Raw genomic sequence first — 21,852 nt, forward strand, 5'->3', positions numbered from 1 at the left:
GGTCATCCTTCCAGCCGCAGCAAGGCGGCAATTTGTGCATCGGTCCAGGCCTGGGCATCGAAGCCTACGGCCAGGTTGAGCTGTTCGGCCTGGCGCAGCGTGCTGGCCACGTAGGCCTCGGCCGCAGCCTGAGGCACCGCCATCACCTCGGCCACGAAGCGGTCATGCCCGGCGAAGGCTGCGGCCAGCGGCTGGCCTTGCTTGGTGGCTGTCTGCAGCATGCCCACCTCCTTGCGGGCGATGCGGGCAGCAGCTGCACCCAGCAGCGCAGCGGCTCGGCCAGCGCTGCCGCCGCCCCGGGGCAGCATGGCAGCGCCTGCGGTGGTCATGTTGAGCGGCTGCAGGGGTTCGTCCAGACCAGGCAGCGGGTTGCGGTTTTCCAGGGCACGGGCTTCGTTGCGCGTCATCCAGCCGTCCTGGATGGCCTTGCCGTAGGCTTCGTACCGGGTCTTGGTGTCGCCGCGCAGCAGCAACTCCAGCAGCATTTCCGTGAACTCTTCCGTGTCTTCCGCGAGGATGTCGCGGGCCACGGTCTGTTCCCAGCTCACGGCCAGGGGCAGCAAGCAATCAGACACGAACTCAATGTTCATGTGCTCGACGTTGGCCCAGGTGGCACGGTCCATGATGCCGATCTTGTGCGGCGGCGTTCGCCATAGCCCGCAGATATCGACCTCACTGTATTTTCGGAAGTCCAGCCACTGCGAGTCGCTGTTGTTCACCCCCAGCTCGGCAATCTCCATGCCACGGTCGAGCACTGCAGGCCTGCCGCGATTGGAGCCACCGTATGCAACCTGCCACTCGCTGCGGAAGTTCTTGCGCGCTTCGTTGTCTTTGAAGGGCTGCGGCACCTTGATGTAGAACGGCGGGCGGGCGTCGTTGTTCCAGAACCGGCTGCCGTAGTCACGTGCGGCGATGGCACTGCCGATGGCTTCGCGCTCGGCCTGGATGGGGTTAACGCCCACGTAGCCGTCCAGCGTGAGGCCCACAAGGTGGAACACCTCACCCTGCAGCAGCGTCTCGGTGCGGGTGCCGTCCTGCGAGCGCACCTGGTAGCGTGGCAGGCCGTTGGCCGCCACCTCGACCGTCACACGATCCGGGTGGAGCGGCACGATCATCTCGGGGTCGCCGTTGTCGGCCCAGAAGATGCGCGCATAGCCGTTGCCGCGCAGTGAACGGTGCGCCTCCAGCATCTGGCGAAACTGCATTGGCGTCTGCCACTGATTAGGCCGCGAGCTGAGCAATCGGGCCACCGGGTGGGCGCGCATGCGTTCGCGCCGCTGCGGCCCCATGGCCTTGTACATGTGCATGGGCAACATGCCGATGGTCTCGCTGATGACCTTGATCACCTTGTACACGGTGCTCAAGCGCATGGCCGTTTCAGCAGTCACCACGGCGCCGGACTGGGTGTGCCCCAGTGCAGAGCCCGGCTGAAACCAGAAGTCGTCACTGGGGTTGCGCTCTTCCGATGCCGCCTGCAGGTTAGTCAGAAACATGGCTTTCCTTCTTGGGCGCAGGCGCCTTGACCCCGGCCCAGCGTGCCAGCAGGATGGTGATGACCAGCAGCAGCAGGCCACCAGCCAGCAGCCCAGCCGCCAGCGAGTGCAGACCCGTCACACCGGCGACCGTGAGCAGCCAGCCCAGGGCCAGGCATGTGTTGAAGATGTTGCTGTTCATGCGAAGGTGTAGTCGCTGTCTATGGTTTCTTCGATCTCCACCCCCGCGAGCGCGCGGCCAAACGCCATCAACATGGCCATGGGGCCGTCGATCTTGTTTTCTTCGCGTTCTTTGGTGGGCGACTTCAGTTCGTTGTATTTGGAGGTGAGCACCACCAGGTTGCTCATCATCCAAGTCATCAGCGGGTTGCCGTCATGCTTGAGCCTGCCGCTGAGCACCAGCGCCTGCACCTGCAGCAGCGGCTGGGTGTAGAAGCTGGACCGCTGGGTGATCTCCACCATGGGCAGGCCTTTTTCCAGCAGCGTGCGGGCGAAGTAGCCTGCCAGTGCAGGGTCAAAAGCTGCCTCGCGCAGGTCGTGCAGTTCCCGGTCGCGCAGCAGGTCGGCTCCCACCATGTCGAAGTCGGTCTGGTTGCCCGGACTTACCTGCACAAACCCTTCTTCGATCCACCCCGCCAACTGCGCGGTTTTGCTTTCAGCCGCCGCCACTTCGTTGTAGTACAGCCTGGTGAAGACGTGATAGATGCCGTCCCGTTCGATCACCTTGACCTTGGCGGCGAAGTCGTGCTTTTCAGCCAGGTCCATCGCGCTGAAGGCTTCGCAGTCTGCAAAGTCTTCCTCGCGCATGTCGGTGTCTTCGCAGGCGTTCCAGGCCTCCATGTCCATCCAGGCCACCCCGGCATTGGTCCACACGTTCAAGTGCTTCGTGAGGAAGTTGCCGCGCGCCGATGGCGTGGCGATGGCCTTGGTGCACGTGGCGATCAGCTTCTCGACCTTTGCGCTGATCCCCATGTTGGGGTTTGCCTTGCGCCAGATCTTCTGGTCCTTCCAATCGTCGCCTTCGTCGATGGTGTAGATCACACCAAACCAAGTCTCATCCACGTGGGTGCCTTCCAGCACCTTGATGGTGTAGCCGCGCAGTTCGTACCCGATGCCGCCGGTGTCCTTGCCCGCCGTGGTGATGGCGCTGATCAGCGGCTGCGAGCGGGCACCGTCTGCCGACTCGATCACGTCCCACAGGTCGCGCTTCTTGTGGGCGTGCACTTCATCCACGATGCCGCCATGCACGTTCAGGCCGTCCTGCGTGGACGCTTCGGCGTTCATGATCTTGAAGCTGCTGGCCGAGCTGGCGCAGGTGATGTCGTAGCGGCCTACCGTGACGCCGAAGCGTGCACGGAATTCGCTGTCGCGCAGCACCATCTCGCGGGCGGTGTCGAACACCTCCTTTGCCTGCTCGGCCGTGGTGGCCGCGCTGTACACCTGGGCGCCAGGTTCATCGTCTGCAAAGGCCAGGTACAGGCCCCGGCCTGCAGCGCGGGTGGACTTGGCGTTTTTGCGGGCGATCTCTTCGTACGACCGCCGAAACCTGCGCATGCCGGTCTCGACATGGACCCACCCGAACAGCTGGAACTCCGCAAAGATCTGCCAGTCCTCCAACCGGATCTTGGCGTACGTGACCATGCCGTCCACGTAGATCGGTTTGGCCCACTCGCCCTTGATGTGGCAGAGCAGCTCTTGGAACTGGCAGGCCCGCCCGCCCAGGCGCACGTCGATGACGTACGGGAAGCCCTCGGTGTTCTGCCGCGCCAGGTCGCCCAGAAAGCGCTTGCAGGCGAGGCGCTCATACTTGCCCGCTGTCTCTTGCCCTTCGATCACGCGCTTGGCGTAAGCCTGTGCGCGCTCGAAATACTCGGCATGAGGTCGGGACATGGTGGATCAATCGAAGTCGGCAAACCCCTTCGGCGCGCCAGCTGCGGCCGTTGGCTTGGTGTCTTTGGGCTTGTCCCCGCCTTCGCCCTCGAACAGCTGCAACTGCGCGCGCACGGCGGTCTGCACGTTGGCCTGCTCGGCCGGGCTCAGCCCGAACTTGGCCATGAGCGACAGCATCATCTGGCGCTCGCTTTTGAGAATCTGGTACAGCGGGTGCTGCTGCGGCATGCCGTTGGGCGTCAGTACGGTGAAGGCGTCAGATGCATCCTTGTTACTGGCGCGCAGCAGCTTCTGTTTGCCCCGGAACGAGTGCCGCAGGTCCTTCACGTCCGAGATGGTTTCGCACAGCTCCTCGAACAGGTCGCTGTACACCACCGATATCAGGTTGTAGCGCAGCAGCTCAGTGCCGAGCCGCTTCCACACCTTGCGCGCGCCCGGGCTCAGATCCTTTGGCACGCTGGGCATGCCCGCCTCGGGCCGGAAGGTGCTGTCCAGGTTCAGTGCCAGCGGCCGCTTTCCCCGGTTGCCCTCTAAAACCTTCAGCTCAGTCGGCTTCGCGGCCGGTCCTCGTTGTCCCATAGTTCCTCCTGGCTACCCCCCCACCCCCCTAAAACCCGCGCACGCAAAAATCTGGGGAACCGGTCGGTTTCCAGGTTGAGGGCTGGGAAGTTTGGACACCCCCCTCCCCCTGGCCGACCGCGCGGGGCCGGGGTCAGCCCTCGCGGTAGTTGCCCCAGGCGCGGCGCACACCGCGCGCCGACTCAGCCTTGGTCTTCACCGTGTGACAGTCATCACAAATCGATTGCTCATTGGTCGGGTCATCCGCACCGCCTTCGGCCAATGGGATGCGGTGATCGCGGATGGTTGCGAGCGTCACGCGCCCAGCCTCCTGGCATGGCTCGCACAACGGCTTGCGCCTGAACAGATCGGCGCGCATGGCCTGCAGCCTGCGGCCGGTGATCCGCTTGGTTTCCTTTGCAGGTGCGGCCCATGCTTTCTTCGGATGCCTGGGGCAGCGGCTTGTGCCGTCACGCACCAGTGCCCCGCAGCCGGGATGACTGCAGGGGCGTGGGGCGGCAATGGGCATTGGTCAGTGTTTGCTCTCAGCAACCAGAGTTAGAGCGTATAAATGCTGAATGAGCCCGCTCAAATGCCCCACCGCAAAAGTGTTGTTTGCCATCTGGCTCGCTGCGATTCGCGGTGACGATCAGGCAAAACGCGATCTATTCGCAATTCAGACACGTTACCCCGAAACCGGCAAACAGCTGGCGCAGTTTGCCAAGCAGCGAGACCGCGACAAGCAGCAGAGGAAGAAGCAACTCGGCATTAAAGAATCCAAACCTCTGAGCGAGTGGCAGAAGGCTTCAAACACCGTAACAAAAAGAGGCGTCCATATCGTCAACGGCGGACTCCCTTCACTAGGGAAGAAGCGCTGATGCCTGAAACCAAAGAAAAACCCCGACAAGCTCAACACTTGCCGGGGTTCCCACTTGATGCATTGCGGGTGGAGGCGCAATACACACACAGTGCCTGAAATGTACCCAAAAGGTCTATGTTGTAAAACTCCTTTTGGCGTCTATAGCGCCTTGGCTTTGGCTTCGGATACACGGGCTGCAACCCGCTTGCGCTCGTGCTCCTCGGCACGCGCTTCCAGCCAGGCGGCAATGGCATGGTCGGCCTGTTCCAGCTGCGCCTTGATGGTGGATGGCGCGCGCTGCATACGCTGCGCAGTGGCACTGATGCCCAGGTCTTTGAGGTAGATGCACTCCAGCGTCAGGAACAGATGGCCCTTGCCCAGCTTCAGCACACGCACCGCCTCATCTGTCAGCGCCGCCTCCTCATCCTCCACCGGGATGGCCACATGGTTGTATGACCCACGAGACCACACCTCACTGGCCAGCACCGACCGCGTTGCAAAGCCACGCCCGCCGCTGGCACCGCGCGATGACCAGATGGCCCAGTTCTCCAGCCGCCGCTGGATGTGCTTAAGCCGTGCCATAGGTCCGCGCCTCATCGTCCGTCATCGGGAAAATGCACACGTATGCACAACCGAACCGAACCAGGAACTGCGCCAGCTGCTGCATGCGCGGGTCACTGCGACCAAACGGCGTGCCCACCACATGCCCCGCCTCCAGCGCGTAGAAGCAACCCGGCTCGCCCCGCAAACCCCGGCGCACCAGCGCGTATGCCTCGGGTCCGATCTGCGCCACCTTGTCTTCAATGGACTGCCTCACATTGGGCATGCTGGACTTGATCACCTGCAGCCGCTGATCCACCAGCGCCTTCATGCCGTCCTGCGTTTGCTGCTCTGACATAACTGCCGCTCCTTTCCGGGCCGTCCACCCGTCCACCTTTTCTATAGACCTCACACACATAAGCGGAAGTCCGCACGCGCGGGCACGAGCACATGCGCACCCATCCGCCTGCGCCCACATCAAGGGCGCTCACGATTCATTCAGACAATGCAGCGGCTTCGACTGGTGAAATGGCCCAATGGCCCACCGCCGCGCACTCCATGGCAAACCCTGGACGGCTGGACGGCACGCACACGCATGCACCAGCGCCAGGCGCCTGAACAGGTCAGGGCTATGTCATGGGCCACCCGCCTACGCGCAACGACATCCCCGCCACCACACCGCAACGCTGGCCGCGAATCGCGCCTCCAGACAGCGTTGCGCCATGGCGCGTTTCAAGCACCTGCGGCTTTTCCGGCGCTGTGCGCGCCGATCCCTGCCTACAGAGGTGCATAGTCGTCGTCCCCTGCCCAAGGCGCTGCAGCGGCGCCCGTGGCATCTTGTGGTCCGGCATCCGTACCTGCGCCCTGCGCCAGGCCATCACCGTCCTGTTCCTCATCCGGCTCAAATGGCGGAGGCCACGCAGCTGGCTGCTTGAAGCCTCGCCTGCGCTGGCCGCCCCCTTCTCGGGTCGGCTCCCATCCGTTTTCAAACAGCCAGTCCCGCACCGCGCCGTCAAGCATGTTGCTGGACTTGCCCGGGTCCGCGCCCAAGGCCTGCACCAGGTCCGGTATGGTCACGAACTGCGTGAGCACACTCAGGCCCTGCGTGGCCTTGCCGTCGGTGTTGGTGATCCCTTCGCGCGTCAACAGCGACCACAGCCGCCCCTGCACGCTGGTCTCTACCAGCCGCTTGTCCTGCTCAGGCTTGAAATAGACGCGCTCCTCCTCCGGGTCGGGGTGATACCGCTCCCCGGCTTCGATCAGAGCAAGCGCCTCGGCAAAGAGCTGCCCCCTGAACTTCTGCAGCCACTCCAGATTCGTGCGACCACCTACCAGCACCGGCCAAAAGCGCCGGTTGCCCGTGATGTCGAAGAGGTACTGACGCTTGTTTGTGGTGCACCAGATGACGCACTGGCGCGGGTGCTCCTGCACATAGCGGCCATAGGCGCCCCGGTAGCGGTCGGTCTCGCTCGAAAAGAACGCCTTCACCGCCTCGCTGTCGGCACGCCTGAAGGCCGTCATCTCCGACAGCTCATAGGCCACGATGCCGCTGAGCTGCTCCATGCCGTCCTTGCCGCTGCCGATATCGAAGTGAGTGTCCGAGAAGAACTCCTTGCCCACAAGCGTGCGCACCATCGAAGACTTGCCAATGCCGCCCTTGCCTTCCAGCACCACCGAGTAGTCGAACTTGCAGCCCGGCGTCATCACCCGTGCCACATGCCCCATCACAATGAACTTGGACACCAGCTGCAGATAGCGCAGCAGCTTGGGTTTCATCTCTGCGGGCTTCATCCCCAGCACGTGAATCAGCCACTTCTCCAGCCGTGGCTTCTTGTCCCAGACCTGGGCCCGCAGCCAGTCGCGGAATGGGTGAATGCGGTTCTCATCAGCCGCCACGTTTACAGCCTGTTCGCAGGTCTGCGCGCTGGCCTCGCCCGTGCCGTAGTAGGTCTCCACAAAGTTCGCCAGCCGCAGCACATCGGCATCCACCAATGGCCCAGGCGCCTCGCGCCAGGGGAAAGCCTTCACCGCAATCGGCCGCTCCCGCAGCTCGTCATAAGCCACGCAACCGGCCAGGCCTGGTGCACAGCGCAGAGCCTCTATCAGCAGGCCCCGGCGCGGCCGCAGCAGCCACCGGCCACGCAGTCGCAGGCGTGCCACCTCATCGTCCAAGAGGATGCCGAACGGGTCATCGTCGCCATCATCACCACCGCCCCCACCTGGGGCCGGACTGGCGCTAGCCGAGGGTTCGCGATTTTTTGGCGGTGCGCCACCAGCAGCTGCAGGCGCAGGCGCCGACACATCGGCCAGCAAAGCCCTGGCCGTGCCAAAGTACGCAAGCACGCGCTCACCGTCCCAGCCGTCCGTCTCGATGGCATCTCGGCAATCCCAGCCCGAGGGCTTCACACCAGGCTTGTCCACGGGCAGCAGCTGCACCGTGCAGCCGTGCGTATCCCGCAGCAGCGCACCAATGCCCAGCATCGCCTTCATGCCCGGCTGCGCATCAAAGGCCATGTACGGCTGGCGCAGCTTCAGGGCCTCGCGCTCCTCATCAGTGGTGCAGGCCTTCAGCTCATTGCGGGGCGGGTTCTCGCGCAGAGAATCACAGTCGGGCCACATGATCACAGTGCACCCGGCCAGCCACTCCCACATAGCCTTTTGCCATGCGTTCGACCCGCCCGGCCAGCTGGCCACGCAGTACACGCCGGGCGCAATCGCATCGAGTAGCGCCTGCAGGCAATCCGCCTTGCGCTCCCCTTCCACCAGCACCACAGTGCGCCCATTGGGCAAATGGCCGCCCGGGAAATACAGCGGCCGAGGGTCCGCCCAAAACCGCCACTTCCAGGTCTCGGTGCCATCCATCAGGCTACGCGCGTACGTATACGGAATCGTTACCTTGTCGCCCGCGCTGTCGATGAAGCGCACCACAAACCCATACAGGTCATCACCCACCTGGTAGCGCGCCGTGTGGTCAATGCGGTCCTTGCTGCGCTCCTTTGCATAGTGCACAAAGGTGGGCGGCAAATGGTGCGCGGGTGCGGGCTTGATGGTCTCCCACTTCTCCGACTCCTTCACCGGCTTGGGTTCTGGCGCGGGCCGTGGTGGCTTAGGGGCAGGTGCAGCGCCACCGGCTGGCGCTTTCACCAGCCCGGCCACACTCTCCAAGCCCTCCTCGCGCGCCACCTGCACAGCAGCCTTTGCCATGCTCAAGCCATTGATGGCCGCATACAGGCTCAGCAAGTCGCCGCCCTGCTCACCGCTGGCAAAGTCTGCCCAGCGGCCATTGGTCATATTCACCGAGCAGCTGCTGCCCTTGCCTCCGGCCAGGGAGCCGCAGACATACTCATGCCCACGCTGTTCCCCATCGGGCAGCCACTGTGGCAGCAGCGTGCTCACGCTCTGCAGCAGCGCATCGGCCAAGGCCGCAAACTGGATAGGAGGAAGGGGCGCGCCGCTCATGCAACACCCCCCAGGCACGCACTACAAAACCCGGCGTCTCCACCACCGGCGGCATCTTGTTGCAAAGTCATGATGAGGTGTCAGCCGCCCCATACCCGCAGCACGCTGCTCAAGTCAAACCCATCATCCTGGCCATCGACCAGGGCTGCAGGCACATACTCCGCCACCGGGCGATTGCGGTGTGACACCTGCCGGGTGCGCGGGCTGCGCAACTGCTTGGCTCGCACCATGTTCGGCAACGTGTTGCGGGCAGCCTTCAGGCCTACGCAAGCGCGGGCTGCAATCTCCTGAAGGGTCGGGCCACGCTCAGGCGTCGCCAGCTCGCAGCAGGCATCGAACAGCGCCATGCGCACTTCACCGGCGGGCCTCATGCTGCACCACCTTTGGCTGCAGAGGCCACACGCACAGCCTCGGCCAGATCCAGCAGCTCGCGCACTTCAATCATCGCCTGGGCAATCAACGCATCGGCCTCCTGGCCGTCCACCTTGCCATCGGCAATGCTGCGCAGGCCCAGCTCAGCCAGGCGCCCGCCCGACACATTGTTTTGCAGCAACTTGTGCTGCAGCTGCTGCACCGCATCCTGCGGGCTAGCCCCTTCGCCATCAGCCACCACCGCAACTGCCAGGCCAAACCGGGCATTGAAGGCGTGCAGCCAATCCAGGGCGTCCGGCCGGTGCAGCTCCTGCATCCACTCCGTCAGCAGCTCGGCAATCTCCAGGCTGATCGAATCCCCATCCACGCCCCGCAGCTTTGCGCGCAAGGTCTCGGCATGCATGCTGCGGCCGCGCCGCTTGGTCAGGAAGGCCGCAGCGTCCACCACATTGCCGGGGCACGCCCGCACGCTGTTGTAGAGCACATCACGCCAGTCGGTTTCAGAGTAACGACAGGTCATCGGGAACACCTTGAAATTGCAAACGGATCAGGCTGGCGCGCAGGGCCTGCAATGCAGACACTGCAGCCATGAGGGAAAACAACAGAGGGAAAAGAACGCACACCACCACGCAGCCGCACAAAGCGCCGCGCACCTTCCCGCGCGCGGCACACCATTTGGGGGGGAGGGAGAAATACCCCGGCAGCGCGGCCTGGGGCGTGGTGGGTGCAAAAACGGGTGCCCGCCCGCTCCTGGCATACGATGGAAGCTCCTACACAACCAACACCAGAAGGGGCGAACATGATGGAAAACGAGATCGCGAGCATCAATGGCCGTTTGGAGGCCATGTCACTAGTCCTGACCCAGGTGCTCATGACATTGACCCCGGTGCAGGCCGCTCGATCAGCGCTGAATCTCGCAATCGAGCGCGAAGCTCTGCTGACAGAAGCCGACCCCGATACGCCGCAAGCGGAGTTGGACGCGAAGGACGCAATCCTCGGCGCCTACCTGGAACTGCTCTCAGCTGTTTCGAAGAACGGCTAATCGCAGCCACCATTCGCGAGGTCGCATCAAGCATGCGCCACCCCCTGCCCGGCGGGCGCGGTGGTGGTTTGAGCCACATAAATGCCGTGCTCTGTAGCCAGGCGGTCAGCGCCACCCGCCAGATCGATCAATACGACCGCTGCGCTGTAGCGCGGCTCGGGGAGGCTGCCGTCTGCAATGCGGCAGATGGTCGATTGATCCACACCCGCCTTTTCGGCCAGCTTTCGCTGGCTGAAACCTTGCGCTTTGAGTAGTCGAATGATTTGTGGCCACATAGCAAAATGATGCATCAATGCATTATCACACATGATGCATCAACGCATCGCTACATGCAAGCCTTTCCTGAAAATGCGCGCATGCATGAACAGACGCGCGAGATCATCAGAAAACTGATGAAGGAAAACGACATACGCAGCGAGCGGCAACTGGCCATCGACTGCAACATGTCGCAGACCACGCTCAACCGTTTTTTGAAAGGCGAGACCGACTCGCTCGACTTCATGCACCTGCAGACGCTGGCGCACTACTTTGGGCTGACAGTCTCCCAGCTGATCGGGGAGACACCCTTTGACGAAGACCGCAAGGTCCGGGTCGTCATGCTCGCCATGCAGCAGATGCCCGAGTACAAAAAAGACGTGTTAGTCGCGACTAGCTCTGCGCTTAATGAACCAGCCGGTGACAACGGCCATCCAAAAATCGCCAACGGGCACTGAGCCCACCAAGCCGCCCCCACCACCAGGGACGCGGCAGCGCTGGCTAAAGCGCGTGCCGGATTGACATCATGTTGGTCACCGACTTACCCGCGCAATCTGCATTCCACTTGCCCAGCTTGTAGTCACGCTTAATGACGGCATGCTCTGTGGTCACCGCATTGAAGCTGTTGGTGCCCCGGTACTCAACGCACAGTGGCCCACCGTTGTCCACCAGCACTGCGGACACCAGCTCGAATGAGGCCGGGTTCTTCATCGTCGCCTTGAGCGCTTTGACGGCCAGCACCGCAAACTGGAAATCCTGCTCTTTCTTGGCCTTTTCAGCAGCCATCGCCGCACGCTGCTGAGGGGAAAGCGCCGCCTCAACGGCAGCACGCTCTTCAGCCTCTCGCTCCCGATCGGACTTGCCAAACACGAGCAGGGCGATGATCAATGCAAGGGCTATCCCGCCCACGATCAGCACAGCTTGGCTCTTGGTCTCAGCCCGGGCCGCAGCAGAGGTAGCGGGCGCAAAGCTGACCGCCCCGCAGCCCGGGCAAGCCGTCGCCCCCGTGCTCACTGCATGGCCGCACTCAACACACTTCACCAATGCCATAGCCCCTCCCCGTTCAGTCCCTCCAACGACTATTACATGTATTTTTTGAAAATGATGCACCAATGCATTGACACTTAATGATGCACTGATGCATCATGCGCCCGTCGTTCACTCAAAACGAGGGCAGCAATGCAATCCCACCCATCCCCCAGTGCACACGTGTGCACAACCCTGCCGCCGGGCAATCTGGCCCTGCGGGACAGATTTCCTGACTCAACCAACCCCGGACGCGTATCGCTCATTAGCGACTGTGGTCGCGTTCGGCGGTCTTACACCCGCACCTTCGACGAAGCGTACGGCGTGCCCGTCGGCACTTGGCGCTCTTTTGAAGAGCGCGCCGACGACACGGGCGAGAGGTGGATAAAGCAGACCTGGGGCGTGCACTACGTGGTGGACGACTTCGGCTTTTTGGTGGTTGCCAGCAGCACAGGCGGTGCAGCATGAACCACATCACCGTAGTGGCCCACGGCGCCCCCGGCAGCTTCGTGCGCCGCGTGCAAGAGTCGCCAGACATCGCCATCCCCCTGGTGCGCCTGGCTGAGCGTGTTGCCAAGCTCAACCCCGAAGCCGGTGCAATCGGCCCTGGCATGCTGGCATCCCTGGTGGCGGATGCCCGCCGCGCCATCGGTAATGGGCACGGCGCCCCCATCCACGGCAGCACCACCTTCCACATCCTGCGCCGGATGCAGGAAGACCCCCGTCTGGCCTGGCTCATCGGCCCCGGTAGCCAGACCTATGAGCTATTGACCCAAGAGGGCGCCGAAGCCCGTGGCGAGTCTGTGGAGTCCTTCCGAGCCGCACTCGAAGCCCGCCTGAAGTACACCCCCTGGCCGAGCCAGGAAGGCGGTGCAGCATGACCATCATCGTCGGCACCAACAACCAGCTGCTGCACATGCTCGGCATCACGCAAAAGTACGTGATCGAAGCCGATATCCGCCTGCGCGGCGATGAAATCGCCACGGTCACGCTGACCTGCGCGGCCGATGTGGACAGCGACCAGCTCACCACCGCGCGCTTCATGCTGCAGGCGCTGGACCCCGAGCCCGCAGCAGCGCCTACAGCCCCGCCGCTCGACCTGGACGCCATGTGCGCCGCCGCCCAGCAGCGCCTGGCCACAGCCGTCAACCACAGCGCCGACTGGACCCTGGCCGAGTGGCGCACCGAGTCGGACGCCATCCACGTGCGCATGAACCGCGCAATTCGCATTCACAAAGTCGCTGCAACCAGCGCGCTCTGCCTGCTTGAGCCGATGGGACAGCTGGCCTACGACTTAGCCAATGCAAAAGCCGAGGCCTTGGACCTGTTGATAGATGCGAATGAAGCCATCGAAGGCCTCCGAGACCTCCGCAGTGCCCTGGGAGAGATCCACACACGTCAATACATGGGAGGCCTCTGATGACCGCCCACCGCCTGCACATCGTGCAAACCACAGGCGCCGCAGACTTCCTCGGCCTCCTCAACGGCAACCGCCGTTGGTTCGTCGTGCAGGCAGACAAGCCCGCACCACTCCACGAGTTCCGCATCAAGGTGCCCGGCCACAACCCATTCCACGGCCTATTCCCTAACGCCGGTGCAGCCCGCCTGCAGGCCGAGCAGATCTACCCGGACTCGTACCCCGCCAGCGTGGTGTGCACGTCTCGCCAGCGCCAGGAGGCCCGCCCATGAGCGCCCCCATCCAACTCATCCGCCTGCGCAAGCGCCGCACCCGGCACCAGGGCCTGCGCATCGCGGCACGCCTAGGCATGGCCACGCTCTGCATCGGCGTGCTGGGCATGGTCTTCGCCTGGGTGTACCTGCACCTTCCCCGCTGACAGAGGCCCGCCATGTCCACCACCAGCACCTTCACGCTGCACATCCGGGGCCAGGTCACCAGCAGCACCTGCCGCTACACCCGCCACGGCCTGCCCGTGGTGGAGCTGGAGATCGAAGACCGCGCCACCGGCCAAACCGTGTGCATCACCCACCACTACCCCGACAAGGGCACCGCCAGCTGCGTGGCTGCGCGCTCCCTCGCGGCCCGCATGCAGGGCCAGCTGGCCGACCTGCAGGCCATCAACCCCCGCTTCAAGGCCAAGCGCCTGGAGTGCGATGCCGACCTGATCAACCCACCCCAAACCAGCGTCAAGCGCGCAGACCTCGAATGACCTCGATCACCACCACCATCCACATCATCGACCAGCCAGGCGGCGGCGTCATGGTCTACACCACCGCAGGCTCCCCCCTGCCCGGTCAGCGCCTCACGCCCGGCCAGACCCTGGCAACCGACCTGCTCACCCAGTGCACCCACCGCGCAAGTGACGTGCGCTATTGGCACCCCGCAGACAAGCCGCTGGACTTCGTGCAGAGCGTGCTCGACCCCGAGCGCAACGGCTGGGCCGTCAGCGAACTGGTCCGCGACCACGCCCGCATGGTGCTCGGCATCCCCCGCGTTTTGACCCCCAAGGTGCCAGCATGAGCCGCGCCCGCCCCACCCGTGGCACCGACAGCATCACGCTGGCCAAGCCCAACGAAACCAGCGTGCACATCCTGCGCCGCAAGCCCGAACCACTGCGCCAGGCAGGCCTGCAGGCCATCGGCACCACCACCACATCGGCGCACGGCAAGCCGCTGATCAGCCCAGTGCCCAGCCAGGCCGAGCTGCAGGCCCGCCGCAAGAGCGAACGCCTTGAGGCAGCCAGCACCTGCACCCCCGTGCGCAACAGCACCATGCGCGGCGATCCGTACACCTGCCCTGAGCTGCGCACCAACCCCCACCGCCCAGGCAGCGAAGACGCCTTCAGCGTGCCCAGCCTGTCCAGCTTTCCCAACCGCAAGGCGTGATCACCATGGCAACCGATCAACACGACACCGTAACCGCCACCTTACCCACACCGGCAGCAGGCCCGCAGATGCGCATGGTGGAAGTAGCCCTCATCGAAGAGAGCCTCACCAACCCCCGCAAGACCTTCGACGCCACCAAGCTGCAAGAGCTGGCAGACAGCATCAAGGCCAGCGGCGTGCACCAGCCCATCCTGCTGCGGCCGCTGCCTGGTAGCCGCCTGGCCGAGACCTTCGGCTTTCGCCGCCAGGGCGCCCCCCTGCCCGCCTACGAACTGGTGGCCGGCGCCCGCCGCCTGCGCGCCTGCCGCCTCGCCAAGGTGGCCGAAGTGCCCGCCATGATCCGGGAGCTGACGGATGAGCAGGCGCTGGAGATCCAGCTCATCGAAAACCTGCAGCGCGTGGACATGAGCGAGCTGGAGGAGGCCGAGGGCTACCGCGCCCTGATGGAGCACAGCCACCTCACCGTGGAACAGGTGGCCGAAAAAATCGGCAAGGGCGACAGCAAGAGCAAGGGCAAAAGCTACGTGTACGCCCGCCTCAAGCTGCTGGACCTGTCCCCCGAGGCCACCAAGGCATTGCGCGAAGGCTTGATCGACGCCAGCCGCGCCCTGCGCATTGCCCGCATCCCAGACGCCAAGCTGCAGGCCAAAGCCCTGGCCGAAGCATCGCGCAAGAACTACCGGGGCGACCCCGCCATAGGCGTGCGCGAGTTTGAGGGCTGGCTGCAGCAAAACGTCATGCTGCGGCTGGACAGCGCCCCTTTCAACATCACCGCCATCGAGCTGGTGCCCGCAGCTGGTAGCTGCAAGGATTGCCCCAAGCGCACAGGCGCCAATCCTGATCTGTTCGCCGATGTAAACAGCCCAGACCTGTGCACCGACCCTGCCTGCTACCACGGCAAGGAAGCGGCCCACAGCACGGCACTGCGCGCCCAGGCCGAGGCCAAGGGCATGCGCGTGATCGAAGGCAAGGAAGCCAAGGGCATCGTGAAGCTCCAGGCGTGGGACGGCCACGGCAACGTGCTGGACGGCTACACCCGGCTGGACAGCATTCGGCACGATGTCACCCACGAGAAAGACCGCGCAACACTGCGCGAGCTGCTGGGCGACAAAGGCCCGCAGCCCGTGCTCATCGAGCACCCCACCACCAAGGAGCTGATCGAGGCCGTGCCCACCGAGGAGGCCGAGGCAGTGCTGGTGCAGCGCGGCGTGCTCAAGACCACGGTAAAGCAGATCAACCTGGAAGAGCGCATCAGCCAGCTCAAGCAGCAGTCCGCCCACCGCCAAGCCCGCACCGCCGCCACAGCACTGCAAAGCGCGTTGACCCAAGCCGCCCTTAAATCGCCCCAGCCCGCCAAGGTGCTGGCCGATGCCGAGCTGCTGCGCGAGTGGCTCAAGCTCAAGATCAAGGATCTGGACCAGGACGATCTGCACACGGTGTTCTCGCTGGAGACCGTCGAAGACGAAAACTACCAGGACACCGAGGCGCGCGCCACTGCCCGCATTGACCGCGCCACTGACGGAGAGGTGCGCAACCACATGCTGGCCTGGGTGATCACCGAGAACGCCTACCGATACGGTCATGACGACGGCACGCCCCTGGTGACAGCCGCAGCCCGCGCCCTGTGCATTGATGCACACGATGTAGAAGCCCAAGCCGTCGCCCGCGAAAAGGAGGAACTGGCCGAAGCCATTGCCAACCTGCGCGCCGCCGCCAAAGCCCAGGCCAGACCCGTCAAAGCTGCAGCCCCGAAAACCGCTTCTACCCCTAACCCCGCTGCGCAAGCTACTACTACGCGCGCGGGAGACAAGACCAAAGGGGCCAAGGGCAAAACCACCCCCGCTGCGCAGGCCCGCGCTACCGCGCCCAAGACCACGAAGGCCGAGGCCACGGCTCAAATCGCCGCTGCGCTAGCCGAGGCCGAAGGGGACCAGATCCAGGCGCCTGCGGCGCAAGGCAACGAAGGCGCCCCCGCTCCTGCGGGCGGTGTCGCGGGTGACGCTGCGCCCAGCAACAGCGCCGCGCCGGTAGACCCGTCGGCCGCGTGGCCCAAGCTCAAGGCCTCGCGCACATCGACGGCGACCGACTCCGCAGCCGCGCCCAGTGGTGAGGGCGGTGCAGGCGCGAAGACAGGGGCAACAGTGGAAGGGGGCGAGCTTGCGCCCGATGTCAAAGTGAAGATCCTGCCCAACGCACGCGGCCCCAAACAGGCCCCGCACGTGGGCAAGGTGGGCCACATAGTGCGCTGCATCAACCCGCAGGTATGGGAGGTATCAATCCCCCGCGAAAAGCGCTCTGTGCCCTGGGTGGTGACCTTCCATGTGACCGAGCTGGAGGTGGTTGCATGAAAGCCCTCAGCATCCGCCAGCCCTGGGCATGGCTCATCACCATGGGCTACAAGCCCGTGGAAAACCGCACCTGGGAAACCCTTTGGCGCGGCCCTGTGGCCATCCATGCCAGCCAGGGCATGACACGCGCCGAATACGACGACTGCGTGGCCTTCCTGCAGAGCCACCCCAGCCTGCGCCACATCGTTGACGCCCTGCCAACGCCCCAGGATCTGCCACGCGGCGGCATCGTAGGCAAGGCCCACCTGGTGGCGTGCACACGTGCGCACGAATCGCCCTTCTTCACCGGCCCCTTCGGCCACGTCCTGCAGGGCGCCGAGCCCGTGCCCTTCCAGCCCTGCAAGGGTGCGCTGGGCTACTTCAAGCTGCCGCACGGAGTCACGCTATGACCCTGGACAAAGACATGGAGACCCTCAAAGCAGCGGCCGCCGCTGCGGGCCTGCGCATCAGCAACTGGCGCTTAGCAGGCGGTGCCTACGTCACCAGCGCCACCCGGCGCGCTCCCTTCCGGTGGGACCCAGAGAACGACAGCGGCCAAGCACTGGAACTGGCTGCACGACTGAGCATGCCCATTTGGTACGAAAAGCATGCAGTAGTCGCAGGCCAGCGCAAACGCGGCGAACAGAGCTATCGCGTGGAGTTCGGACTCTACGACGGCGACCATCAAATAGCGACCCGCCGGGCCATCCTGAAAGCGGCCGCTCTGCGAAAGGCAGCACCATGAACCCGACGCAACACCCATCGAACAACCGCGTGCTGGGCGCGCCTGTAGGCTGGGATCACAGCCAGGTGCCGGTGCATGCGCTGGCCGTCACCGACACGGTGCTGGAGGGCGCGCCCTGCGTTGCATCTTTCTGGCGCCCCGACGCAGCCGAGCTGGCGGCTCTGAACGCTGGCGGCCTTGTCATGCTGCACGTCGTCGGCCGCACCATGCCGCCCGTAGCCATCGCTGTAACGGTGCCAGAGGTGAAGCCATGACCCACGGCCGCAAACCCCGCCAGCCGCGCACACGTGTGCAGAACCCCGTGCGCCTCGCTGCCTGGCAAGCCGCACGCCTCAACAGCCACCAGGTCGAAGCCATCATGGCCCCCTTGTGCCGCGCCTTCACGGCCCTGCGCGAGGGCGTGGCCACCGAACTGCAGTGGGCCCACCTGGTCAGCGCCCTGAACATCGCCGACTCGATCTCGCTCACCAGCCCGGTGCGCGGCACACGTGGCCACATCACACCGGCGCAGCACGCGCTCGACGGCTTCATGCGCAGGGCCACCCAGGCCAGCGGCGAATGGCTGCCCACCGAGCTGTACCTAGAAGAGCGTGACCTGATCCGCGACGCGCTCGACGTGTACCAGGCGCTGCTGCAGAACATCACCCGCGCCGACTTCCAGCGCGCCGAAGACCACGCCCTGGCAGACGTGCGCAGCACCGCCGGTGCTGCAGGCGCCGCCATCCTCACCCACACCCCCGCTGGCGTGCAGCTGGCGTTTGCAGGAGTTTGACCCATGCTCAGAACCAACCTCTCGCAAGAGTACAACTGCCCTCACGGCAGCGACTCCGACATCAACGAACCCAACCTGGTACACCACGGCCAGAAGTTCTACTGCCACTGGTGCGGCGGCGAACACACCGCAGGCGTGGATGTGCAGGTCTCCACCATCCGCGATTGGCGAGACTACCCAGAGCTTCCCCAATCAACAGAGGAGCTGCAGGCGCTGATCAAAGAAGACGACACTCCCAAGACCACTGATCAGGAGCTGCAGGCCCTGCGCAAGAAGGTGGCCACGTATGAAGCGCGGGATGCGCTGGGCCTGGTGCCGCAGCCTCCCGGCGCGCTGGGCCCTGATAGCAAGGAATGGGCAAAAACAGCCGCTGGATACGCCCACGTTGAGGCGATGCGGCCCTGCGCCGATGGTCATCACAACACTGGGCCATATTGGTATGGCTGGGCGTTGCGCGGCGCCTTTGTGGCTGGCGCTGAGTGGCAAGAGGTGCGGGGTGTGCAGGCTGGCAAACCATCGTGGGACAGCCACACTTGGCCGCAGATCGTGCAAGACTCATCAGGCAATTGGTTTGGCGTCCGCGAAGGCTGGACCATGAGCATCGTCGGAAATTTCAAGGGCGATGAACTGAACCTGCTGCGCGAGGATGGCGAGTTCCTGCAGCGCGGTACACCCTCGCCCAACTGGCGCACGTCGCTCGAACAGCGCCCAGCCGCATCGCTGGCCCAGGACTATGCCCCCCTCACAATCGCAGAGGCGCGCGACCTGACCTGCATGCTTGCCGGTGCCCCTTGGCCCGACGAAATGCTGCCTGAGCTGCAGCAGCTCCTGGGCATCTATGACGGCCTGCGCGCGCACGGCCAGCGCCCCGTTGACCCGGCCACGCTGCCACGCAAAGTCGCCAAGGCGGTGATGAAGACCGGCCTGTTGCCAGCCACCCCACAGCAGCCCGCCCCATCGGCTGCGCCAGCAGTGGATGAGCCAGATGAGGTGACAAAGCTACGCGCACTTGCCGCGACTTGCTATGCAGGCCTTGGCGCCGAGTGCAATTTGCCTGAGAACTGGCTTGATGCGCTGAATGCAGCGGCGAATGGGGAGCCATTTACAACAGCAGGTCTCCTGCCGTTTAAGGCGGAGCCATCGCCCCAGGCAGACAGCCAGCCAGCGCCAATCGACATGGTTCTGCACTGCCCGGCATGCGGTCTTCAGCACATCGACGGCCCAGAGTCGGCAGTCAAAACTGCCCTTGATCCGAATGGCGTTCTCTGCTGGACCAATCCGCCCCACCGCTCGCACCTGTGCCACGGCTGCGGCCACATCTGGCGCCCTGCTGACGTACCAACAAACGGCGTTGCAGCGGTCAAGACCACAGGCAAGGCAGACAGCGTGCTGGAGGACGCTGGGCTGTTGGACTGGCAAGCATCAGCGCGTGTGGAAGTCTCGCCGGAGTACGAAGGCCCGTGGCATGCAGCGGTGTTCGGTGAGGATGAGAAACCTATATTTGTGGCATCAGGCAACACCCCGCGTGAGGCTTTGATTGCAGCCCGCAAGCAAGGAGGCGCCTAATGGACCACTTTGGAATCGGCGCCGCAGTGGACGCTGCGGCCCACGTGTACTTTCAATCGGCCAGGCGCACCGGCCGCACCACAGCCCTGCTGGAAAGCCTCAAAGACGGCGACCGCGTGTGCTGTGCCACCGGCGCAGAAGCCCAGCACATGGAGCGCCAATGCAGGGAGCGCGGCCTGCAGGTCCAGGTCATCACACTGCCGCCCAACCTGGCGTATGGGATCTTCGACCTTGGCACACCCAAGGGCAGAACGATCTTCGACCACGGATGGGTAGAGCGCTACTACATGGGAGCGCTTGAGCACGCACGCGCCGAGTTAGACCACCTGCAGCGTGAGGCCTCGGGCTTTGGATCTGCCCACTTCGAAACCCGCGCCATGGCGCGTGAGCTGGCGAACTGGGGCCCTCCTGTGGACACAACCAAAGAAGGGGCGAGCTGATGCCAGTCTACGTTGACGACATGTACCAGTCCCCAGCAGGTCAGTTCGGCCGCATGAAGATGTCCCATCTGCTGGCCGACACCGACGAAGAGCTGCACGCCATGGCCGACAAGATCGGCGTGGCCCGCCGCTGGTGGCAAAGCCCTGAGAAGACCAGCGGTAGCCACTACGACATCGCCAAAGCCAAGCGGTCCCAGGCCCTCGCCTTGGGCGCAATCGCAATCACCTGGCGCCAGGCTGGCGCCATGAATACCCGCCGCCGCATCACCGGCCAGCTGGGCGACCCCGCCACGGCCGAGGCCTGGCTGCAGCAACACATGGCCGCCAAGCGGGCCAACCAAGGAACCAAGCCATGAGCGAAGCCCAGCTATTGGAACGCATCGACAAGATGGCCAGCGCCATGCAGCTGATGGCTAGCATGCTGGGCACACGCCTGGACCGTGGCCAACTTGCCGAGCGCATGGGCGTGCACCGCAACACCCTGCGCTCGCGCATGGAGAATGACCGCACCTTCCCCCGCCCAGGCCGCGACGGCAAGTGGCTTCTTAGCGAGGTGATTGAATGGGAGCAGCGCCAGTCGTGATGCGCTGGGCGATGTCTACGGCCTTGGGGTTGTAGTACACCAGCGCGCGGGTGGTGCTGGTCCACCCGAACATCTTGCACAGGTCCAGCACGTGCAGGCGCTGGGCCAGGCGTGTGGCAGCGGTGTGGCGGCTGTCGTGGAAGGTAAACCCTTCCAGGCCCGCCCGCTGCCGGTACTTGCGAAACATCGCGTCCAGGCTCTGCGTCTTGAGCCCAAACACCAGGTCTTTGTCAAAGCCGCGCATCAGCTCAATGGTGCGCATCGTGGACGGCACGGCAGGCACATCACGCTTGCCGGTCTTGCCGTCCACCTTGAAGTAACCCGCCCCCACATCCTCCCAGCGGATGCCGCAGATCTCACCGGCACGGCAACCCGTCTGCAGGGCCAGCAGGAAGGCGTTGGCCACCGCATGGCCCACCGAACGCACCGGCCCCCCGCTCCACCCCAATGCGCGCAGCATGCGCCTCACCTCGGGCCCGGAAATAATTCTCTCCCGGTGGTCAGGCTCTGACGGCTTGCGCACGTCGCGCATGGGGTTCGAGTTCAGCCACTGCCAATCGCGCCGTGCCACCTCTAGCACGTGGGACAGCAGCACCATGTCCCGCAGCACCGAGCTGCGCGCATTCACCTTCAGCCTGGCATCGCGCCAGGCCACGATGTCGGCGGGCGTCAGCTCGGCCAGCAGGCGCTTGGCCGGGAACAGCGGCTGGCGCGGGAAGGCCTGCAGGCGTATCAACTCTTTCTGCCAGCCCTTCTTTTCGCTCGACACCTCTTCGCCATAGCGCACCAGCGCCTGGCCTAGCGTCTTCACCTCACCAGCGCGGCCGGTGGCCGTGGCCAGCAACTCGGCCGAGCGCCTGGCGGCCCACTCTGTTGCCTCGCGCTTGGTGGGCAGGGTGTTGCTGTCACGCTGGCCCTTCACCTCGATCTGAATGCGCCAGGTGCCTTTAGCCGTTTTGATGGGCGTTGCCATTTGGGGGGATTGGTGGGGGAATTTTGGGGGCGCCGCTTGTGCAAACTTGTGCAGCGGGCGCACTGTACCACCAAAGAGAGAAGCGCTAGAGCGTTGATTTGTCTAGCT

The 21,852-nt window shown here is 64.4% G+C and carries 33 protein-coding genes; 20 read left to right on the plus strand and 13 right to left on the minus strand.

Translation table 11 applies throughout. The features are described from left to right. Window positions 1-2: 2 nt before the first annotated feature. The 5 genes from AC2YJX_RS14985 to AC2YJX_RS15005 all read right to left on the minus strand — a co-directional run bounded on the left by AC2YJX_RS14985 (window position 3) and on the right by AC2YJX_RS15005 (window position 4,470). Window positions 3-1,493, minus strand: a complete 1,491-nt coding sequence (locus AC2YJX_RS14985) for a phage portal protein (RefSeq protein ID WP_487256472.1) — start codon at window positions 1,491-1,493, stop codon at window positions 3-5. Continuing rightward, a complete protein-coding gene (locus AC2YJX_RS14990) occupies window positions 1,480-1,674 on the minus strand; it encodes a hypothetical protein (RefSeq protein ID WP_487256473.1) in 195 nt (64 codons plus the stop codon). The genes AC2YJX_RS14985 and AC2YJX_RS14990 overlap by 14 nt, the downstream gene beginning before the upstream one ends. Then, window positions 1,671-3,383: a terminase large subunit gene (locus tag AC2YJX_RS14995; RefSeq protein ID WP_487256474.1), complete on the minus strand. Its 1,713-nt coding sequence runs from the start codon at window positions 3,381-3,383 to the stop codon at window positions 1,671-1,673. Before AC2YJX_RS14995 ends, AC2YJX_RS14990 begins: the two co-directional genes overlap by 4 nt. 6 nt (window positions 3,384-3,389) lie before the next feature. Then, complete coding sequence (locus tag AC2YJX_RS15000; protein WP_487256475.1) at window positions 3,390-3,962, minus strand: P27 family phage terminase small subunit; 573 nt, start codon at window positions 3,960-3,962, stop codon at window positions 3,390-3,392. 133 nt (window positions 3,963-4,095) lie between these two features. Then, a complete protein-coding gene (locus AC2YJX_RS15005) occupies window positions 4,096-4,470 on the minus strand; it encodes an HNH endonuclease (protein WP_487256476.1) in 375 nt (124 codons plus the stop codon). Between the two features lie 49 nt (window positions 4,471-4,519). Here AC2YJX_RS15005 and AC2YJX_RS15010 point away from each other — a divergent pair, with 49 nt between their 5' ends. Beyond that, the gene (locus AC2YJX_RS15010) at window positions 4,520-4,819 is read left to right on the plus strand and encodes a hypothetical protein (RefSeq protein WP_487256477.1); all 300 of its coding nucleotides are present in this window, start codon (window positions 4,520-4,522) and stop codon (window positions 4,817-4,819) included. A 140-nt stretch (window positions 4,820-4,959) separates the two neighbouring features. Here AC2YJX_RS15010 and AC2YJX_RS15015 read toward each other — a convergent pair whose 3' ends face one another. From AC2YJX_RS15015 to AC2YJX_RS15035, 5 genes are all read right to left on the minus strand, one after another. Beyond that, a complete protein-coding gene (locus AC2YJX_RS15015) occupies window positions 4,960-5,382 on the minus strand; it encodes a hypothetical protein (RefSeq protein WP_487256478.1) in 423 nt (140 codons plus the stop codon). Continuing rightward, window positions 5,369-5,698, minus strand: a complete 330-nt coding sequence (locus AC2YJX_RS15020) for a hypothetical protein (RefSeq protein WP_487256479.1) — start codon at window positions 5,696-5,698, stop codon at window positions 5,369-5,371. Before AC2YJX_RS15020 ends, AC2YJX_RS15015 begins: the two co-directional genes overlap by 14 nt. A 419-nt stretch (window positions 5,699-6,117) precedes the next feature. Then, window positions 6,118-8,799 (minus strand): virulence-associated E family protein, encoded by a 2,682-nt coding sequence (locus AC2YJX_RS15025; protein ID WP_487256480.1) that lies wholly within the window; start codon window positions 8,797-8,799, stop codon window positions 6,118-6,120. Between the two features lie 80 nt (window positions 8,800-8,879). Continuing rightward, a complete protein-coding gene (locus AC2YJX_RS15030) occupies window positions 8,880-9,170 on the minus strand; it encodes a hypothetical protein (protein ID WP_487256481.1) in 291 nt (96 codons plus the stop codon). Further along, on the minus strand, window positions 9,167-9,691 hold the full coding sequence (locus AC2YJX_RS15035) for a hypothetical protein (protein WP_487256482.1): 525 nt from the start codon (window positions 9,689-9,691) through the stop codon (window positions 9,167-9,169). The genes AC2YJX_RS15030 and AC2YJX_RS15035 overlap by 4 nt, the downstream gene beginning before the upstream one ends. A 279-nt stretch (window positions 9,692-9,970) precedes the next feature. Between AC2YJX_RS15035 and AC2YJX_RS15040 the strand changes: the two genes are divergently transcribed. After that, window positions 9,971-10,213: a hypothetical protein gene (locus AC2YJX_RS15040; protein ID WP_487256483.1), complete on the plus strand. Its 243-nt coding sequence runs from the start codon at window positions 9,971-9,973 to the stop codon at window positions 10,211-10,213. 26 nt (window positions 10,214-10,239) lie between these two features. Here AC2YJX_RS15040 and AC2YJX_RS15045 read toward each other — a convergent pair whose 3' ends face one another. Continuing rightward, a complete protein-coding gene (locus AC2YJX_RS15045) occupies window positions 10,240-10,521 on the minus strand; it encodes a helix-turn-helix domain-containing protein (protein ID WP_487256484.1) in 282 nt (93 codons plus the stop codon). Between the two features lie 21 nt (window positions 10,522-10,542). Here AC2YJX_RS15045 and AC2YJX_RS15050 point away from each other — a divergent pair, with 21 nt between their 5' ends. Further along, on the plus strand, window positions 10,543-10,926 hold the full coding sequence (locus tag AC2YJX_RS15050; RefSeq protein ID WP_487256485.1) for a helix-turn-helix domain-containing protein: 384 nt from the start codon (window positions 10,543-10,545) through the stop codon (window positions 10,924-10,926). A 43-nt stretch (window positions 10,927-10,969) separates the two neighbouring features. Here the strand turns inward: AC2YJX_RS15050 and AC2YJX_RS15055 are convergent, their stop codons facing one another. Beyond that, window positions 10,970-11,386 carry a hypothetical protein gene (locus AC2YJX_RS15055; RefSeq protein ID WP_487256486.1) on the minus strand — a complete coding sequence of 139 codons (417 nt, stop codon included), beginning with the start codon at window positions 11,384-11,386 and terminating at the stop codon, window positions 10,970-10,972. Window positions 11,387-11,818: 432 nt separating this feature from the next. Here AC2YJX_RS15055 and AC2YJX_RS15060 point away from each other — a divergent pair, with 432 nt between their 5' ends. The 17 genes from AC2YJX_RS15060 to AC2YJX_RS15140 are packed head-to-tail and all read left to right on the plus strand — an operon-like array spanning window position 11,819 to window position 20,771. Beyond that, window positions 11,819-11,962 carry a hypothetical protein gene (locus AC2YJX_RS15060; RefSeq protein ID WP_487256487.1) on the plus strand — a complete coding sequence of 48 codons (144 nt, stop codon included), beginning with the start codon at window positions 11,819-11,821 and terminating at the stop codon, window positions 11,960-11,962. Next, a complete protein-coding gene (locus tag AC2YJX_RS15065) occupies window positions 11,959-12,375 on the plus strand; it encodes a hypothetical protein (protein ID WP_487256488.1) in 417 nt (138 codons plus the stop codon). Before AC2YJX_RS15060 ends, AC2YJX_RS15065 begins: the two co-directional genes overlap by 4 nt. After that, window positions 12,372-12,914 (plus strand): hypothetical protein, encoded by a 543-nt coding sequence (locus AC2YJX_RS15070; protein WP_487256489.1) that lies wholly within the window; start codon window positions 12,372-12,374, stop codon window positions 12,912-12,914. The genes AC2YJX_RS15065 and AC2YJX_RS15070 overlap by 4 nt, the downstream gene beginning before the upstream one ends. Then, a complete protein-coding gene (locus AC2YJX_RS15075; RefSeq protein ID WP_487256490.1) occupies window positions 12,914-13,183 on the plus strand; it encodes a hypothetical protein in 270 nt (89 codons plus the stop codon). The genes AC2YJX_RS15070 and AC2YJX_RS15075 overlap by 1 nt, the downstream gene beginning before the upstream one ends. Next, window positions 13,180-13,329 (plus strand): hypothetical protein, encoded by a 150-nt coding sequence (locus AC2YJX_RS15080; RefSeq protein WP_487256491.1) that lies wholly within the window; start codon window positions 13,180-13,182, stop codon window positions 13,327-13,329. Before AC2YJX_RS15075 ends, AC2YJX_RS15080 begins: the two co-directional genes overlap by 4 nt. 12 nt (window positions 13,330-13,341) lie before the next feature. Continuing rightward, window positions 13,342-13,662 carry a hypothetical protein gene (locus AC2YJX_RS15085; RefSeq protein WP_487256492.1) on the plus strand — a complete coding sequence of 107 codons (321 nt, stop codon included), beginning with the start codon at window positions 13,342-13,344 and terminating at the stop codon, window positions 13,660-13,662. After that, on the plus strand, window positions 13,659-13,973 hold the full coding sequence (locus AC2YJX_RS15090; protein WP_487256493.1) for a hypothetical protein: 315 nt from the start codon (window positions 13,659-13,661) through the stop codon (window positions 13,971-13,973). The genes AC2YJX_RS15085 and AC2YJX_RS15090 overlap by 4 nt, the downstream gene beginning before the upstream one ends. Next, window positions 13,970-14,338 (plus strand): hypothetical protein, encoded by a 369-nt coding sequence (locus tag AC2YJX_RS15095; RefSeq protein ID WP_487256494.1) that lies wholly within the window; start codon window positions 13,970-13,972, stop codon window positions 14,336-14,338. The genes AC2YJX_RS15090 and AC2YJX_RS15095 overlap by 4 nt, the downstream gene beginning before the upstream one ends. A 5-nt stretch (window positions 14,339-14,343) precedes the next feature. Beyond that, window positions 14,344-16,686, plus strand: coding sequence for a ParB/RepB/Spo0J family partition protein (locus tag AC2YJX_RS15100; protein ID WP_487256495.1), 2,343 nt, complete (start codon window positions 14,344-14,346; stop codon window positions 16,684-16,686). Then, a complete protein-coding gene (locus tag AC2YJX_RS15105; protein ID WP_487256496.1) occupies window positions 16,683-17,075 on the plus strand; it encodes an ASCH domain-containing protein in 393 nt (130 codons plus the stop codon). Before AC2YJX_RS15100 ends, AC2YJX_RS15105 begins: the two co-directional genes overlap by 4 nt. Then, a complete protein-coding gene (locus AC2YJX_RS15110; RefSeq protein WP_487256497.1) occupies window positions 17,072-17,410 on the plus strand; it encodes a hypothetical protein in 339 nt (112 codons plus the stop codon). The genes AC2YJX_RS15105 and AC2YJX_RS15110 overlap by 4 nt, the downstream gene beginning before the upstream one ends. After that, complete coding sequence (locus tag AC2YJX_RS15115) at window positions 17,407-17,664, plus strand: hypothetical protein (protein ID WP_487256498.1); 258 nt, start codon at window positions 17,407-17,409, stop codon at window positions 17,662-17,664. The genes AC2YJX_RS15110 and AC2YJX_RS15115 overlap by 4 nt, the downstream gene beginning before the upstream one ends. Continuing rightward, window positions 17,661-18,182 carry a hypothetical protein gene (locus AC2YJX_RS15120; RefSeq protein ID WP_487256499.1) on the plus strand — a complete coding sequence of 174 codons (522 nt, stop codon included), beginning with the start codon at window positions 17,661-17,663 and terminating at the stop codon, window positions 18,180-18,182. Before AC2YJX_RS15115 ends, AC2YJX_RS15120 begins: the two co-directional genes overlap by 4 nt. Window positions 18,183-18,185: 3 nt before the next feature. After that, window positions 18,186-19,748 carry a hypothetical protein gene (locus AC2YJX_RS15125; protein WP_487256500.1) on the plus strand — a complete coding sequence of 521 codons (1,563 nt, stop codon included), beginning with the start codon at window positions 18,186-18,188 and terminating at the stop codon, window positions 19,746-19,748. After that, entirely contained in the window at window positions 19,748-20,188 is a 441-nt protein-coding gene (locus AC2YJX_RS15130; RefSeq protein ID WP_487256501.1) for a hypothetical protein, read from the plus strand. The genes AC2YJX_RS15125 and AC2YJX_RS15130 overlap by 1 nt, the downstream gene beginning before the upstream one ends. Continuing rightward, on the plus strand, window positions 20,188-20,544 hold the full coding sequence (locus AC2YJX_RS15135) for a DUF4031 domain-containing protein (protein WP_487256502.1): 357 nt from the start codon (window positions 20,188-20,190) through the stop codon (window positions 20,542-20,544). The genes AC2YJX_RS15130 and AC2YJX_RS15135 overlap by 1 nt, the downstream gene beginning before the upstream one ends. Beyond that, window positions 20,541-20,771: a helix-turn-helix transcriptional regulator gene (locus AC2YJX_RS15140; RefSeq protein WP_487256503.1), complete on the plus strand. Its 231-nt coding sequence runs from the start codon at window positions 20,541-20,543 to the stop codon at window positions 20,769-20,771. The genes AC2YJX_RS15135 and AC2YJX_RS15140 overlap by 4 nt, the downstream gene beginning before the upstream one ends. Here AC2YJX_RS15140 and AC2YJX_RS15145 read toward each other — a convergent pair. Further along, complete coding sequence (locus tag AC2YJX_RS15145) at window positions 20,734-21,744, minus strand: tyrosine-type recombinase/integrase (RefSeq protein ID WP_487256504.1); 1,011 nt, start codon at window positions 21,742-21,744, stop codon at window positions 20,734-20,736. The two genes, AC2YJX_RS15140 and AC2YJX_RS15145, sit on opposite strands and share 38 nt — an antisense overlap. Between the last annotated feature and the right edge of the window lie 108 nt (window positions 21,745-21,852).

Source organism: Acidovorax sp. SRI_002 (assembly GCF_057586455.1).